18 protein-coding genes are annotated in these 14,969 nt (G+C 47.2%); 13 read left to right on the top strand and 5 right to left on the bottom strand.

Features of this window, described 5'->3' with window-relative positions; all coding sequences use genetic code 11:
* The first annotated feature begins 77 nt into the window (after positions 1 to 77).
* Positions 78 to 728 carry a hypothetical protein gene (locus BS614_RS22980; protein WP_074095685.1) on the top strand — a complete coding sequence of 217 codons (651 nt, stop codon included), beginning with the start codon at positions 78 to 80 and terminating at the stop codon, positions 726 to 728.
* A 534-nt stretch (positions 729 to 1,262) separates the two neighbouring features.
* Positions 1,263 to 1,739 (top strand): hypothetical protein, encoded by a 477-nt coding sequence (locus tag BS614_RS22975; protein ID WP_017687614.1) that lies wholly within the window; start codon positions 1,263 to 1,265, stop codon positions 1,737 to 1,739.
* 117 nt (positions 1,740 to 1,856) lie between these two features.
* Here the strand turns inward: BS614_RS22975 and BS614_RS22970 are convergent, their stop codons facing one another.
* Positions 1,857 to 2,456, bottom strand: a complete 600-nt coding sequence (locus BS614_RS22970; RefSeq protein ID WP_017687615.1) for a thymidine kinase — start codon at positions 2,454 to 2,456, stop codon at positions 1,857 to 1,859.
* Between the two features lie 176 nt (positions 2,457 to 2,632).
* Between BS614_RS22970 and BS614_RS22965 the strand changes: the two genes are divergently transcribed.
* The gene (locus BS614_RS22965; RefSeq protein WP_074095684.1) at positions 2,633 to 2,845 is read left to right on the top strand and encodes a hypothetical protein; all 213 of its coding nucleotides are present in this window, start codon (positions 2,633 to 2,635) and stop codon (positions 2,843 to 2,845) included.
* Between the two features lie 8 nt (positions 2,846 to 2,853).
* Here BS614_RS22965 and BS614_RS22960 read toward each other — a convergent pair whose 3' ends face one another.
* Together BS614_RS22960 and BS614_RS22955 are read right to left on the bottom strand one after the other, a co-directional pair.
* Complete coding sequence (locus BS614_RS22960) at positions 2,854 to 3,201, bottom strand: potassium channel family protein (RefSeq protein WP_062835249.1); 348 nt, start codon at positions 3,199 to 3,201, stop codon at positions 2,854 to 2,856.
* A 63-nt stretch (positions 3,202 to 3,264) separates the two neighbouring features.
* The gene (locus tag BS614_RS22955; RefSeq protein ID WP_017687618.1) at positions 3,265 to 3,582 is read right to left on the bottom strand and encodes a DUF2627 domain-containing protein; all 318 of its coding nucleotides are present in this window, start codon (positions 3,580 to 3,582) and stop codon (positions 3,265 to 3,267) included.
* Between the two features lie 224 nt (positions 3,583 to 3,806).
* Here BS614_RS22955 and lpdA point away from each other — a divergent pair, with 224 nt between their 5' ends.
* From lpdA to lipB, 5 genes are all read left to right on the top strand, one after another.
* Positions 3,807 to 5,231: a dihydrolipoyl dehydrogenase gene (gene lpdA / locus BS614_RS22950; protein WP_074095683.1), complete on the top strand. Its 1,425-nt coding sequence runs from the start codon at positions 3,807 to 3,809 to the stop codon at positions 5,229 to 5,231.
* 139 nt (positions 5,232 to 5,370) lie between these two features.
* Positions 5,371 to 6,399: a thiamine pyrophosphate-dependent dehydrogenase E1 component subunit alpha gene (locus BS614_RS22945; RefSeq protein WP_036607878.1), complete on the top strand. Its 1,029-nt coding sequence runs from the start codon at positions 5,371 to 5,373 to the stop codon at positions 6,397 to 6,399.
* 2 nt (positions 6,400 to 6,401) lie between these two features.
* Positions 6,402 to 7,388: an alpha-ketoacid dehydrogenase subunit beta gene (locus BS614_RS22940; RefSeq protein WP_017687621.1), complete on the top strand. Its 987-nt coding sequence runs from the start codon at positions 6,402 to 6,404 to the stop codon at positions 7,386 to 7,388.
* 47 nt (positions 7,389 to 7,435) lie between these two features.
* Positions 7,436 to 8,869, top strand: a complete 1,434-nt coding sequence (locus BS614_RS22935; RefSeq protein ID WP_074095682.1) for a dihydrolipoamide acetyltransferase family protein — start codon at positions 7,436 to 7,438, stop codon at positions 8,867 to 8,869.
* 111 nt (positions 8,870 to 8,980) lie between these two features.
* Positions 8,981 to 9,688, top strand: coding sequence for a lipoyl(octanoyl) transferase LipB (gene lipB / locus BS614_RS22930; protein WP_074095681.1), 708 nt, complete (start codon positions 8,981 to 8,983; stop codon positions 9,686 to 9,688).
* 26 nt (positions 9,689 to 9,714) lie between these two features.
* On the opposite strand, the gene prli42 is transcribed toward lipB, so the two are convergent.
* Positions 9,715 to 9,816, bottom strand: coding sequence for a stressosome-associated protein Prli42 (gene prli42, locus BS614_RS31610; RefSeq protein ID WP_017687624.1), 102 nt, complete (start codon positions 9,814 to 9,816; stop codon positions 9,715 to 9,717).
* Between the two features lie 305 nt (positions 9,817 to 10,121).
* On the opposite strand from prli42, the gene BS614_RS22925 reads away from it, so the two are divergent.
* Positions 10,122 to 11,255, top strand: a complete 1,134-nt coding sequence (locus BS614_RS22925) for a M20/M25/M40 family metallo-hydrolase (protein WP_074095680.1) — start codon at positions 10,122 to 10,124, stop codon at positions 11,253 to 11,255.
* Between the two features lie 156 nt (positions 11,256 to 11,411).
* On the opposite strand, the gene BS614_RS31605 is transcribed toward BS614_RS22925, so the two are convergent.
* On the bottom strand, positions 11,412 to 11,546 hold the full coding sequence (locus tag BS614_RS31605; RefSeq protein ID WP_100527202.1) for a Z-ring formation inhibitor MciZ: 135 nt from the start codon (positions 11,544 to 11,546) through the stop codon (positions 11,412 to 11,414).
* 122 nt (positions 11,547 to 11,668) lie between these two features.
* Here BS614_RS31605 and BS614_RS22920 point away from each other — a divergent pair, with 122 nt between their 5' ends.
* The 4 genes from BS614_RS22920 to fur all read left to right on the top strand — a co-directional run bounded on the left by BS614_RS22920 (position 11,669) and on the right by fur (position 14,851).
* Positions 11,669 to 12,262 (top strand): NUDIX domain-containing protein, encoded by a 594-nt coding sequence (locus BS614_RS22920; RefSeq protein ID WP_051447058.1) that lies wholly within the window; start codon positions 11,669 to 11,671, stop codon positions 12,260 to 12,262.
* A 2-nt stretch (positions 12,263 to 12,264) separates the two neighbouring features.
* Entirely contained in the window at positions 12,265 to 13,485 is a 1,221-nt protein-coding gene (locus BS614_RS22915) for an endonuclease Q family protein (RefSeq protein WP_074095679.1), read from the top strand.
* A gap of 161 nt (positions 13,486 to 13,646) precedes the next feature.
* Positions 13,647 to 14,276, top strand: coding sequence for a stage II sporulation protein M (gene spoIIM / locus BS614_RS22910; RefSeq protein ID WP_074095678.1), 630 nt, complete (start codon positions 13,647 to 13,649; stop codon positions 14,274 to 14,276).
* A 107-nt stretch (positions 14,277 to 14,383) separates the two neighbouring features.
* On the top strand, positions 14,384 to 14,851 hold the full coding sequence (gene fur / locus BS614_RS22905; RefSeq protein ID WP_036607866.1) for a ferric iron uptake transcriptional regulator: 468 nt from the start codon (positions 14,384 to 14,386) through the stop codon (positions 14,849 to 14,851).
* Positions 14,852 to 14,969 lie beyond the last annotated feature (118 nt).

Genomic DNA, 14,969 nt, shown 5'->3' with positions numbered 1-14,969 from the left:
CAAATGTCTATAATAAGCCTGAGAAACTGTAGAATAACATCAAGAAATAATAACTAGATCAGAGTGGAGTGCAGCGTATGAAAAAGGGATCACAGCCACAACGAGGTTTCACCTTCATCCAGCGGTGGTTCAAACGACCTGATAAAAAAAAGATCAAATGGTCTGAAATGTATCTCGCACTTGCTGGCGCGCTTCATCGCTTGTTGGTTGAAGGTCGGCGTGAACGCTCAGCAGCCAAACGGCTGCATCAGGACTTGCCTATTAACGTGTTGGGCGAGATGAAGCTAGAGCCAGGGGATATTGTGTACACGCCAAGCTCAGAATCAACCTATTACGCCGGGCATATGGGCATTATCGGTCTAGACGGAAAAGTGTATCATGTGCATCCTTATGGGCCTGTATTTGCTGATTCATTAGACTGGTATCTCACGCGTTTTTATGAAGGAGATCGCTTTATTATATTCCGTTCCAGACTGAATGAGGCAGGCATGAAAGCAGCCGGGTGGGTACATGACCATTACAAGCAGGTAAAATTCTACCGTTTGCAGACCAATCTGCGCAGTATTGAGCGCAATTATTGCTCCAAGTTTATATATCAGGCTTATCAGTTCACATCGGGACTGGATCTGTGGAGCCGCAAATTTACCCGAATGAATCAGGGGTATATCTATCCATTTCGAATTGAGCGCTCATCAGAGCTGGACGTTCTGGGAACTTTTTATAAATAAGGATGGAACCGACTAAAATACTGTTCTTCCGAAAAAAAGGAGAGCAGGTTCTGTCGGTTTTTTTTATATGTGTAGAGATTAAAAACAGGAAAAACGCCCAAAACGTCGAATAGATTATGAGATAGGCACGCACAACTTGGAATCGTATACATAAAAAAAGACGAGATGATTTTTAGCCCAGAGTAAAAAAATGACTACGAAGTAGACGAACAAGAAAGAGTGAAGCGAGATGAAATGGCCGGGTTTCTTACAACGATTCCGACCGAACAAAAACGTGGTTAAGCTATCGGACTATATCCCAAAAAAGGAAAGGAGGCACTACTGTTCCATATGCAAGAAAAACGTTAAATCGGTCGTGCATTATGCGGCGCCACAGGGAAATGTTTCAGGTGTATGCAGTTCTTGTAAGTCTTTGGCGGATGAACGTGGAATGTTTCCCATTTAATAAGAAGAGATGCGCTCAGGAAATAAGATTTTTTTGATTTATGCGCGTTTTTGTAGTACATTAGCAAATGTATTCGAAGGAGGATTCTAATGTACTCAGGTAGACAAGACGATACTTTATACATCATGACCTACACCTTAAACAGCGGTATCAAGGGTACGGTTCCACTGTCTAATAAGCAGATTATTGAGTGGCTGGATTGCTACAGAAATGAGAAGCGCTTCGTGACCGAAATCGGCAAGGAGTTTTTTGGATTGAATGCAGGATTGGTAGCAGACTTCAAGGTTCAAAATCATTTATCGGATTATCAGCAGACCATTATGCCTACACAGCAGCAGGATAACCTGGAACGCTTGTCCAGTGCTTATAAATCAACCGAGTTATTAATGAAGATTGATTGTAAATGTGGCACGGCTTATGTGACGGAATCCCCATACAAGCGCACAAAATGGTACTGTACAAAGTGTAAAGAGATTGTATTTTTGGATGCCAAAAAAGGAATGGTGGAAACGTCGCGTGGTGACGCTTACTACATGACCAACAAATATTTTGTTTCCCGTGACTAGCGGGAAGTGACTCTGAAAGCATCGCTGCGAAGCGGTGCTTTTTTGTGCGAATGTTTGCTCTATAACAAAAAAAGCCCCAAAGGGCCTTTTTGGAAGATATCAAAAATCTTTTAGAAATTATGATGAGCATTCAACTTTGTGAGGAGGAATGAAGCAGCAACGACAACGTGGCTCGTAAGCTTCTGAATCGCCAATCATGACAACCGGACCCAAGGTAACGGGCTCCCCATTGACGATACGTTGTGTAAAGGCTGCATCTGGGCTGCCACATACCGCACAGAAAGCCGAGAGTTTCTCAATGTCGTCTGCCATGGCAAGCAAACCACCGACATATCCGAATTCCTTACCACGGTAATCCATATTAAGTCCGTCCACAATGACATGTTTGCCACAATACGCTAACTCCGAGACAAGTTCCATAATGGCACTGCTGAAAAATTGTACTTCATCAAATGCAACAACATCAGCATCTATGGTTTGGTTCAAGATCATTTCTACGGATTCCGGGGTTAATTGCCGGGGAATGGAATGGGCAGGGAGTCGATAACCAATTCGGCTCACGATCTCGTCCTGGGCAAACCGATTATCCTCGGCTGGTTTGTAGGCCACAACCTTTTTACGGCCAAATTGTATTAATTTCTGACAACGGCGAATGAGTTCACCGGATTTTTCACTGAACATGGGTCCAGTAATTACGGTAATACGTCCTGTTTGCACGGTGCTGCTACTCCTCTCACATACGGGATTCAACAAAAAAAGCGACCATTACAGAGTACCACAAAATCTTTGGAAAGAGCCAGAACTAATCTGCGCAGCTTTGTGTTACTATATGGATTGTTAATGTATTGGTTACGGTAGCTAATTAACAGGAGTTGTGAAAAGAGGTGTTTAGTATGAGTGAAGCATTAACATCACTTCAAAAGCGATATGAAAGCTTGAAAGAGCAGGGGTCTCTAGATGAAGCGCCGCAGGCGTTATTTGCAGAACTGTTCGCAGAAGCGGAGCGACTGCAGGCAAGTAACCTGACGTTGCGTAGAACGATCTTGAAGTCTTCTTCCAAAGAATCACGTATGTCTACCAAACTGCGGGATGCCTTATACGAATGACCCGGAGATTACTCCGGGTCCTCTTCTGTCTTTAATTTGCGAGGGAATAGAATACCTGCTGTAATTCTGGCAATCATGGCAAAGGTGAGACCAATACCTGCAAACATGTAGATCACGGTAAAGGCTTTGCTGAATCCGGTGGATGGCACAAAATCAGGATGTCCCACCGTAGTCAGGGTAACCGCACAGAAGTATAACGCATCGATCCAGTGTAGACCTTCAACACGAGTGTAAAATAAAGTGCCTGATAGCAACGTTGCTGCCGTTAACGCGAACAGAGCCAGAAACTTAGGGTCTTTGAACGCATGGAAAATGCCTTTGAGCAATCGTTGTAACGTGATTAGAAATGATACCATGATGATCCATCCTGTCTATGTAAAGTAGGCGGTGTGTTGTATAAACACACAAAAAGCCCGGACTCATGGAGTCCTTCCGGGCGTCTCTGCTTTTTCGGGTACACTTTTGGACCGGAAACGGGGACCTACATAATTACGCTTGCGGTCACGGAACAGGATCCAGCCTCCCAGAAAACTCATACCTGCGGCAAAAAGGACAAGTCCACCACCAAAGGAAAGCCACTGGAATCCTGGTGAAATCAGTTCGTTCCCGTGCTCGGCATAATATAGGAACAGGGCATCTTTCATCATCAGAAAACCCTTCATTGCCATTAACCCGGGGATGACCAGAACAACAATTGCCAAAAATCGCGCAAAGACCAATCTTGTATTCATGAGCATTATACCCTTTCTGCCAAAGTCGACATTAAATAAAGGTTAAGCTTACAGATCATACCTGATTCCATCATAGCTTGGAATGCATAGGCTGTCCATGTGTGATTGGTTCAAACTTTGAGTTGACCGCTCAAGGAGAGTACAATGGCATATAGAGGGTATAAGCCAAACCATGATTTAAGCCATCATAAATTATATTGAAATTTGATTCATAGAGGAGAGCATGAGAGATGCCAATTACATGTGATGTTGCAATTCTTGGAGGAGGAACCGGTGGATATGTAGCCGCGATCCGGGCTGCACAGCTGGGAAAACAGGTCGTTATCATTGAGAAGGACAAGCTTGGCGGTACCTGTCTGCATCGTGGTTGTATTCCGAGTAAGGCTTTGCTGAAAAGTGCGGAAGTATACGCCGAGATCCAGGAGAGCGAGACGTATGGTATCGAGACAGCTGGAGCTACACTTGTATTTCCCAAAGTACAGGCGCGCAAGGATGCAATTGTCGAACAGCTCCATCAGGGCGTTCAGTATTTGATGAAAAAAAATAAAATCCAGGTTGTACACGCGAAAGGTCGCGTCATCGGACCATCCATCTTCTCACCGCAGAGCGGAGCAGTCGCTGTGGAGTTTGAAGATGGAGAGATGGATACGGTAGTTCCAACCAATCTCATTATTGCCACTGGTTCGCGTCCACGTGTGTTGCCGGGCCTGGAACCGGACGGCAAGTTTATTATGAGTAGTGACGAAGCACTGCGTATGGATGAACTTCCTGCATCACTCATCATTGTGGGTGGGGGTGTGATTGGACTGGAGTGGGCATCCATGCTGAATGACTTTGGCGTAGACATCACAGTAGTAGAAGCAGCCGCTCACGTGTTGCCTGCCGAGGATGAGGATGTTGCCAGAGAAATGCAGCGATTGCTCGGCAAACGAGGTGTTCGTTTCCTGACAGGTGCCACTGTTCTAACGGAAACATATAGCACAGATCAAGAGGGCATCCAGATTGATGTGCAGCTTGGTGAAGATAAGCAGGAAACGCTGAGAGCGGAGAAAATGCTCGTATCGGTTGGACGTCAAGCTAATGTCGAAAATATCGGACTTGAAAATACAGATATCAAACTGGAGCGTGGGTTCATCGCTGTGAACAAACAGTTACAGACCGGTGAAGGTCACATCTACGCCATTGGTGACTGCATCGGCGGTTTGCAGCTTGCACATGCCGCAAGTCATGAAGGCATTCTCGCTGTCGATCATCTGGCAGGAGAAACGGTACATGCCGCAGAATCCCATCGCATCCCGCGCTGTGTGTATACACGTCCGGAAGCAGCCAGCATCGGATTCACCGAGCGAGAAGCCAAAGAACGTGGCTATGACATCAAAACAGGCAAGTTCCCATTTTCGGCCATTGGCAAATCGCTTATTCACGGAAGTCGGGATGGATTCGTGAAGGTGATCGCAGATGCCAAGACGAATGATATATTGGGGGTACATATGATTGGCACCCATGTGACGGAATTGATCGCTGAGGCTTCTCTGGCTCAGATGCTGGATGCCACACCTTGGGAAGTTGGACAAACCATTCATCCCCACCCTTCTCTATCGGAAATTATGGGTGAAGCCATGTTGGCGGTCGATGGAAAGGCCATTGGAATGTAAGCCAAACAAGCTTATGAGAAAGGTCCTTTCCTTTTTTGGGTAAAAGGGATTATAATAAGGTTAAGCCAAGTCTTAGTACCAGGTTATAAGATCGGGTAGTAAGAGTGGCACAGGCTCTGATTAAAAGGAGGTACCTCATATGAGTTCACAAGGTACTGCAGACGCGGTCCACCGGCATCAACAGCTGGGACTTAGCGATGGTGAAGTATTGGATATGTACAAATACATGCTGCTCGCGCGCAAGTTTGACGAGCGTTGCTTGCTCTTGCAACGGGCTGGCAAAATTAACTTTCACGTATCCGGTGTAGGACAGGAAGCTGCGCAAGTAGGCGCTGCTTTTGGTCTGGATCGGGATCACGATTATTATTTACCTTATTACCGCGATTACGGCTTTGTACTGGCGGTAGGCATGACTCCGCGTGAGTTGATGTTGTCTGCTTTTGCGAAGGCAGAAGATCCGAATAGTGGCGGTCGGCAAATGCCGGGTCACTTCGGTCACAAAAAGCTGCGGATTGTGACGGGTTCCAGCCCGGTTACAACACAGGTTCCGCACGCTGTTGGATTTGCGCTGGCTGCCAAAATGAAGAAGCAAGAATTTGTTTCTTTTGTTACGTTTGGCGAAGGATCAAGCAATCAGGGTGACTTCCACGAGGGAGCCAACTTTGCAGGTGTGCATAAATTGCCTGTCATTATTATGTGTGAGAACAATCAATATGCAATTTCGGTACCGATTCACAAACAGTTGAGCGGCAAAATATCCGATCGAGCACAAGGATACGGGTTCCCTGGACTGCGTGTAGATGGAAACGATGCATTAGAAGTATACGCTGCAGTGAAGGAAGCGCGTCGCCGTGCTATAGCCGGAGAAGGCCCGACGCTGATTGAAGCGATGATGTATCGGTTGTCACCTCATTCCACCTCCGATAATGATCTGGCTTATCGGACCAAAGAGGAAGTTGAGGAGAACTGGAAGAAAGATGGCGTTCCTCGCATGAAGAACTACTTGATCGATTGCGGCATCTGGGACGAAGCCCGGGATGCGGATCTGGCTTCGCAGCTTGCGATGGAAATGAAAGAAGCAACTGAATATGCAGACAACGCGCCATATCCTAAACCTGAGGACACTCTGACGCACGTTTATGCGGACAGCGAAGAAGGGGGACGGTAAATATGGCAGTGATGGAATATATTGATGCAATCCGTCTCGCGATGAAAGAAGAGATGGAACGGGATGAAAATGTTTTTATCCTTGGTGAAGACGTAGGTCTCAAAGGTGGTGTGTTTACCACAACTAAAGGGCTGCAAGATCAGTTTGGCGAAATGCGAGTGATGGACACACCTTTATCTGAATCCGCTATTGCAGGTGTTGCCATTGGTGCAGCGATGTATGGCATGAAGCCAATTGCCGAAATGCAATATTCGGACTTCATGTTGCCGGCAACCAACCAGATCATTAGTGAAGCGGCGAAGATCCGCTATCGTTCCAACAATGACTGGAGTTGTCCGATTGTTATCCGTGCGCCGATTGGTGGCGGAATCTTCGGTGGTTTGTATCACTCCCAATGTCCGGAATCGATTTTCTTTGGTACACCTGGTCTGAAAATTATAGCACCCTACTCGGCATACGATGCCAAGGGACTGCTCAAGGCCGCTATTCGCGACCCGGACCCGGTACTCTTTTTTGAAAATAAAAAATGCTACAAGCTTATCAAGGAAGATGTGCCTGAAGATGATTACATCGTTCCGATTGGTAAAGCCAACGTACTTCGTGAGGGTGCGGATATTACGGTGATCGGTTACAGTCAGCCGCTACATTTTGTAATGCAGGCGGCTGAGGAGCTGGAGCGTGAAGAAGGCATTACAGCACACGTCCTGGATCTGCGCACATTGCAACCGTTGGATCGTGAAGCGATTATTGCTTCCGCTCGTCTGACAGGCAAAGTGTTGATTGTACACGAAGATAACAAAACGGGTGGTGTAGGTGCCGAAGTTGCTGCAATTATTAGTGAGGAATGTCTATTTGAACTGGATGCACCGATTCAGCGTCTCTGCGGACCTGATGTGCCGGCCATGCCAATTAGCCCAACATTGGAGAAATTCTACATGCTGAGCAAAGACAAAGCCAAAGCAGCAATGCGTACACTTGCCGAGTTTTAATTTCGTTTTTTGGATCGTTTAAAAGTAAAGTTTGGAGTGATAATCAAATGGCTGAACGTATGAAATGGATCGAGGTCATTATGCCGCAATTGGCGGAATCGCTGGTCTCGGCTACCATAGGCAAATGGTTGAAAAAACCGGGCGACCGTGTGGAACAGTACGAGCCGATCTGTGAAGTAATCACTGATAAAGTTAATGCCGAGATTCCATCCACTGTGGATGGAATTATGGGTGACCTTTTGGTGGAAGAGGGCACAACGATTGCTGTTGGTGAAGCAATCTGCCGCATGCAGGTCGCAGCTTCTGACGAAGAAGCGGCTGAGCAAGTAACACAAGTATCGCAGCAACAGGAGCAAGTGCAGCAACATGCGAGCCCCACTCCTCTTGCCGCGTCAAATACAGCAGGACATGATCCCAACCAGCCGATGCGTAATCGGTATTCCCCGGCAGTGCAATCCTTGGCAGCAGAGCATGGCTTGAACTTGCAAAGCATCCAAGGCACCGGTGCCGGTGGTCGTATTACCCGCAAAGATGTGCTGACATTTGTTGCACAGGGAGGTAACGCGGCTGGATCGTCTGCACCAGCATCATCTCCTGCAGCACAGCATGCGCCTTCTGCTTCTCCATTCAGCGGAGTGAATCGTGGAAATGGAGAAATGGGTTTAACCGCTGGAGAAGCGATCTCAGCGTCCGATGCAGGTGTTCCTGTGAGACATTCAGGCATTCATCTAACCGAAAGCCCGAAAATTCCGCAGATCGAAGTGGAAGGTGGCGGCCAGGGAAGATCAGAGTATTTCATCGATGTTACCCCTGTGCGTAATGCCATTGCCCGGAATATGCGTCAAAGCGTATCGGAAATCCCGCATGCATGGACAATGATCGAAGTGGACGTAACAAATCTTGTGATGCTGCGCAATAAACTCAAGGATGAGTTCAAGCGTAAGGAAGGCATCAATCTGACATATCTGTCCTTCATGATGAAGGGAGTCGTTAACGCGATTAAAGACTACCCAATCATGAACTCGGTATGGGCAGTGGACAAAATTATCGTCAAACGGGACATTAACCTGTCCATGGCGGTAGGAACCGAAGATTCCGTTCTTACACCCGTAATCAAACATGCCGATCAGCGAAATATTGCAGGTCTGGCCCGTGAAGTGGATGAACTGGCTCGCAAAACACGTGAAGGTACGTTGAAGCTGGACCATATGCAAGGGGGTACGTTCACGGTGAACAACACAGGTTCATTTGGTTCGATCCTGTCCCAGCCAATCATTAACTATCCGCAGGCAGCGATTCTTACATTCGAGTCGATTGTCAAGAAACCAGTGGTTATTAATGATATGATCGCTGTTCGCTCGATGGCTAACCTGTGTCTGTCGCTGGATCACCGAATTCTGGATGGTGTAATCAGCGGACGGTTCTTGCAACGTGTCAAAGAAAACCTTGAAGGATATACCATGGAGACCAAGGTGTATTAAGTAAATAGTTGTCGGGAAAGTGTATGTGCCGGAGGCCGTGCACTTTTCCTGCTGTCTACGGACAGGTGCTCCATTGTACACTGAACCTGAAGCAGAAGGGTGTGGGGAATCATGAGCAAGCCGCTGGATGTTGCATACATACCAATGCTTGATTATGAAGAGGCTTGGAACCGCCAGAAAGCGATTGTGCAGCGATTGGACGAGGGCGAGGGAGCGGAGCAGATGCTGCTTTTACAACACCCGCCTACGTATACGATCGGCTCACAAAATCATCCGGAGCATCTTCTTCTCAGTCCGGAAGAGTTGCGTGAGCAAGGGATTTCTTTGTTTCAAATTGACCGCGGCGGTGATATTACTTATCATGGCCCGGGCCAGTTGGTAGGTTACCCGTTATTGATTCTTGGTCGGGATGAAGACCTGGATCTGCACGGCTATTTACGGAAACTTGAGCAGGTACTTATGGATTATCTCGCAGACCAGGGCATCGAAGCAGGACGCAAAGAGGGTTACACGGGTGTGTGGATTGGCGATATGAAGATTGCTGCAATTGGCATCAAGTTTAATCGTTGCAAACACCGCCGCGGTTTTGTGACCAGTCACGGGTTTGCTTTTAACATCAGCTCAGGCATTCAACATGCAGGTTTTCAGGGGATTGTTCCTTGTGGGATTGAGCAGTATGGCGTTACCTCACTCGAGGATATAACGGGTAAATCCTATGCAGTGGAGCAGGTAGCGCAGGAGATTGTTCCGTACTTTAATCGTATTTTTCCATATGAGATTAATTGGGTCACCGAAAAAGAAGCCCTTCAACGTCTGTAAACAGATCGTCGAAAGGCTTTAGGTTGCTATCCGAACAGCAACGGTTCGAGAGCTATGAAAAGGGTGGACCCGATCATGGCGATCAGCATGAGATAGATGATGATTTTGAACCATTTCTTTTTTTGCATGATGAGAGAACTCCTTTCAACATAAAGTGTGTGTTCAAAAAGACTGGTTTTCAGTACCAAGAAGATGGGATGAAGCTAGAAATGGAGTAGCGGAGCGTAGGGAAAACTACTTGAGCAACCACAATGTTTCCAAAGGAAACATACTTCGTAAGCCTCCCGCTTATTTCGGCTGAATTCCATATTCGATGCTGATGATGCCGCGAGGCATCCTTCGTAATCAAAAGCGGACTTTTTGAACAACCTCATAAAGTAAACAAACCATAGTAATTGTATTGTACCGTATCCACGAGAGGGAGGAAAGTCCTATGATTAAACAACAACGTGTTATCGATCAGTTCATGGAACTGGTGCAGATTGATAGTGAAACGAAAAATGAACAGAACATCTCGAAGGTGTTAAAAGAGCAGTTTACAGATCTTGGGCTTCATGTCTATGAGGATGATACCATGGAGCAAACCGGACATGGCGCCGGAAACCTCGTCATTACCTGGGAAGCCGAAGGAACTGAAGGGGTTGCACCGATTTTTTTCACATGTCATATGGACACCGTGACGCCGGGACAGGGAATCAAACCTGAACTGGGTGAAGATGGCTGGATTCGCAGTGATGGAACAACGATCCTGGGAGCAGATGACAAAGCAGGGATTGCGGCATTGTTCGAAGCGATTCGTGTGATCCAGGAAAACAAGATTCCACATGGTAAAATTCAATTTGTCATTACGGTCGGCGAAGAGTCTGGCCTGGTGGGCGCACGTGCAATGAATCCGAAGGATATCGATGCCGAGTTCGGTTATGCGCTGGATTCTAATGGAGCTGTAGGCACGATCTGTGTTGCTGCACCAGCGAGAGCTGAAATTCAAATGAGCATCTATGGGAAGTCCGCACATGCGGGTGTGAACCCGGAAGACGGGATCAGCGCCATTCAAGTTGCAGCCAAAGCGATTGCAGCGATGACACTGGGCAGAATTGATGATGAGACAACAGCGAACATCGGTAAATTCCAAGGTGGATCAGCACTCAACGTGGTATGTGACTTTGTACAGCTTGAAGCGGAAGCTCGCAGTATTGTGCAGGAGAAAGTTGAATTGCAGGTTGCACAGATGCGTGAAGCGTTGGAAACGACATGTCGCAAATACGGTGCAACAGCTGAATTCAGAAGTGAGATCCTTTACCCTGCGTTTGGTTTCCATGATGAACACGAAGTTGTACAACTTGCACAGCGTGCCATCCGCAGTATTGGGCTGGAGACAAGTACGTTTGCTTCCGGTGGTGGCAGTGATGCCAATATCTTTAACGGATTCGACCTTCCAACAGTGAACTTGGCGGTAGGGTATGAGGATATTCATACAACCAAAGAACGCATTCGTGCTGAAGACATTGTGAAGTTATCCCAGGTAGTCGTAGCTATTATTCAGGAAACGGCAGCTGACAAGAAATAATATAGAGCACATGTTACCTCACATGTTGTTAAACAAAAGTCCGAACCCGGTTTGTACGGATTCGGACTTTTTGCGAATTCATGTTATATTTCAAGTGAGAAGACTCGTTAATTTAGGATCAAATTGAATCAATGGATGAATGGATCGATGACCCATTCATTTACGTCCAGCGAGCAGATCAATTAACTTGGCATCAGGGCCCCACTCGCGCAACCATTGTTTGAGTATGAGCTGTACTTGTCGGGCTTGTCCTACCACGTGTAAGGATTGAGGCGTCATATAACTGTTCATCGAAAGTCCCCCTGATTCGTTTATATTTGCTGTGAGAGTTCTATACGCTCACCATATGCCCAAAATCAGAGATATATACATTAACCGAATATATAATCCTACGATATGGAGTTGAAGAACAAATGAAACCAAATCAATCTGCCCAATCCATCCACGCGGCGCAACCTGCCAATCCAAAACTGGATGAAGTGACCGTATCCACCAAGCCAATCTTCGAGGGCAAAGTGATTTCACTTCAAGTCGATACCGTTAAACTGCCGAACGGCCAGACAGCTACACGTGAGATAATCCGGCACCCTGGAGCGGTAGCTGTACTCGCTCTGAATGGGGATCGCATGCTTGTTGTGGATCAGTATCGTCAGGCAATGGGACGCACCGAAGTGGAGATTCCTGCGGGAAAACTGGACCCGGGAGAAGAGCCGGAAGTTGCCGCAGCACGTGAATTGCGAGAAGAGACGGGATATGTAGCCAAGTCGCTGCGTCATTTGCGTTCGTTTTACACGTCACCGGGGTTCGCAGATGAGATCATTCATCTTTACATCGCTGAAGAGTTGGAAGCAGGGGACATGGCGCTGGACGAAGATGAATTCCTTGAAGTTGCCGAAATAACTCTGGAGGAAGCTTATGCGCTTATGGACGAGAACCGGATTAGCGATGCCAAAACGATGATGGCCGTGTACGCGTGGGACCTTTACAGAACGACAGGACGGTTCTAAGGATGCAAGATCAACTGGAAACGTCCACGATGTGGGAGCCCTGTTATACAGACCTGCATATCCACATCGGACGAACCTCTCGGGGTGAGGCTGTTAAAATCAGTGGCAGTCGTGATCTGACATTTGAGAATATTGCCCGGGAAGCATCGGATCGTAAAGGAATTCATTTGCTAGGTGTTATTGATTGTCATTCTCCGGTTGTACAGATGGATATTGAGCAATTGCTGGAGAGTGGTACCATGTCCGAAATTGAGGGCGGCGGTATTGCCTACCAGGACACGACCATTCTGTTGGGTACAGAGATTGAGCTGCGCGAGCCTGGAATGCGTGAGTTCCATATGCTGGCGTACTTCCGTGATCTGAAAACGATGAAGTCCTTCACGGACTGGATGAAACGTTATATGAAAAATGTGAATCTCAGTTCTCAGCGGGTCTACGTGCCCGCTCTTGAGATGCAGGCGGAGATTAAGGCCCGTGGTGGACTTATTGTTCCTGCACATGTGTTTACACCGCATAAAGGCATCTATGGCAGTACGGCATCCCGTATGGGCGATGTGCTGGATACTAGTCTCGTGGATGCGGTAGAGCTGGGGTTAAGCTCGGACTCATCCATGGCAAGTTATATTCGGGAGCTGGATCATGTTCCGTTCCTGACCAATTCGGATGCCCACTCTCTCGGTAAGATTGGACGGGAGTATAATGAACTGCAAGTGGCTGCACCTTCTTTTGATGAGTTCCGTATGGCACTTCAAGGAGAAGCCGGCAGGAAAATTGTGGCCAATTATGGACTTAATCCAAGGCTGGGCAAATATCATCGTACTTACTGTGCAGCATGTGGCAGCATTATGGATGAGCAAGCGATGTCAGCAGAGCGCTGTCCGCACTGTGGCAGTCTGAAGCTGGTGCAGGGGGTGCTGGATCGCATCCTGGCGATCTCTGATCGAGAGAGTCCTCATGTTCCTGCAAACAGACCAGCCTATCATTATCAGGTACCACTGGAGTTCATCCCCGGACTTGGCAAAGCCAAACTTCGCCAACTACTGGACCATTTTGGTACAGAAATGAACGTACTTCATCGCACGCGTGAGGAAGAACTTGCTGCGGTTGTTGGACCTGTGCTGGCAGGCCTGATTGTCGGTGCACGGAACGGACAACTGGAGCTGTCCTCCGGAGGTGGCGGTACGTACGGAAAGGTTGCTGTTCAGGAAAAAGCCTCGGAGTGACCGGTGTAAATAATCTTTAGTTCAACTCATATAGCTTTCGCTATACAGAGGTCCAATCTGGACAAGAAGTCATACAGGTGCATTCCGGTTCATAAGAATGACTATGAGGATGTAAATGAGAATCCTTGCAGCATGATACCGGAAAGGGGACTCGTACCTGTATGCGCTCTTCCTACTTTACATTTAAAGGTCAGACTTCGTTATACGTATTCGTAGCCGTCTTGTTTCTGGTCGGCGTCATTTTTGGCGCGCTCATGGTCAACGCATTGTCTCTTGAGCAACGTCAGGATCTGGAGGGTTATCTCGGTAATTTCTTCATGACCGTGCAGCACAGTGCAAAAGTGACTGAGACCGGGGCATATTGGGACATTGCCATGCTCCATCTGAAATGGGTGGGTCTGATCTTTATTCTGGGTTTATCCGTTGTTGGACTACCCGGTATACTGGTTCTGGATTTTTTGAAAGGTGTGCTCATTGGATTCACAGTGGGGTACCTTGTTGGACAGTATTCCTGGAAAGGGCTGCTGTTTGCACTGGTGTCCGTGGCACCGCATAATCTATTTGTCATTCCGATCCTCCTGATCTGCAGTGTAGCGGCGATGACGTTCTCGTTATACATCATTCGCAATCGTGTTTTGATGCAGCGAACACCTGGTCGACAAAGGCCTTTTGCTTCATATATAGTGTTAACTTTGGTTATGGCTGCACTGCTGCTCGGTGTGGCGTCTTTTGAAACATGGGTTACACCTGCGATGATGCGTTGGGTCACGCCAATGCTACTACCGGCCTAACGTGCACCGTATAGTGTAAAATGTTGACTTTAATTACGCACTCCCCCTATAATGAAAAGAGTGGGTTAAGTTGCAGTGTGCAGTGATTTCCTAGGGGGAGGGAGAAAATGGAAGCACGGATTGATAAAATTAAGCAGCAACTACAGTCCCAAGGATATAAATTAACGCCCCAGCGGGAAGCCACCTTAAGAGTACTTCTTGAGAATGAAGAAGATCATCTGAGCGCAGAAGATGTATTCATGCTCGTTAAAGAAAAGGCTCCCGAAATCGGTCTGGCAACCGTGTACCGTACCCTCGAACTGCTGAGTGAGCTGCATGTTGTAGAGAAAATCAACTTCGGCGACGGTGTAGCGCGTTATGATCTGCGCGGAGATACATCCAAGCATCACCATCATCACTTAATCTGTGTTCAATGCGGAAGTATGGATGAAATACGTGAAGACTGGCTTGGACCGCTTGAAGAGCGTTTGGAGCGGGAATTCAACTTTTCGGTAGTAGATCACCGACTGGACTTTCATGGAATTTGTTATCGTTGCAAAGCTAAAAATGAACAGAAACCCAAAGATGAAGAATAACATAGCATATCTTCAAGCTCTCACCGGCGGTTTTGACGGGAGAGCTTTTTTGGCACCGGACATGATCTGGAGTTTCCCCCGAATGGCATAAACCTGTGTTTATGGACATACCCTGATT

This window comes from Paenibacillus xylanexedens (assembly GCF_001908275.1).
Lineage (GTDB): Bacteria > Bacillota > Bacilli > Paenibacillales > Paenibacillaceae > Paenibacillus > Paenibacillus xylanexedens_A.
Note: the sequence above shows the minus strand (reverse complement) of the source record. Positions and strands in the feature narration are given on the sequence as shown.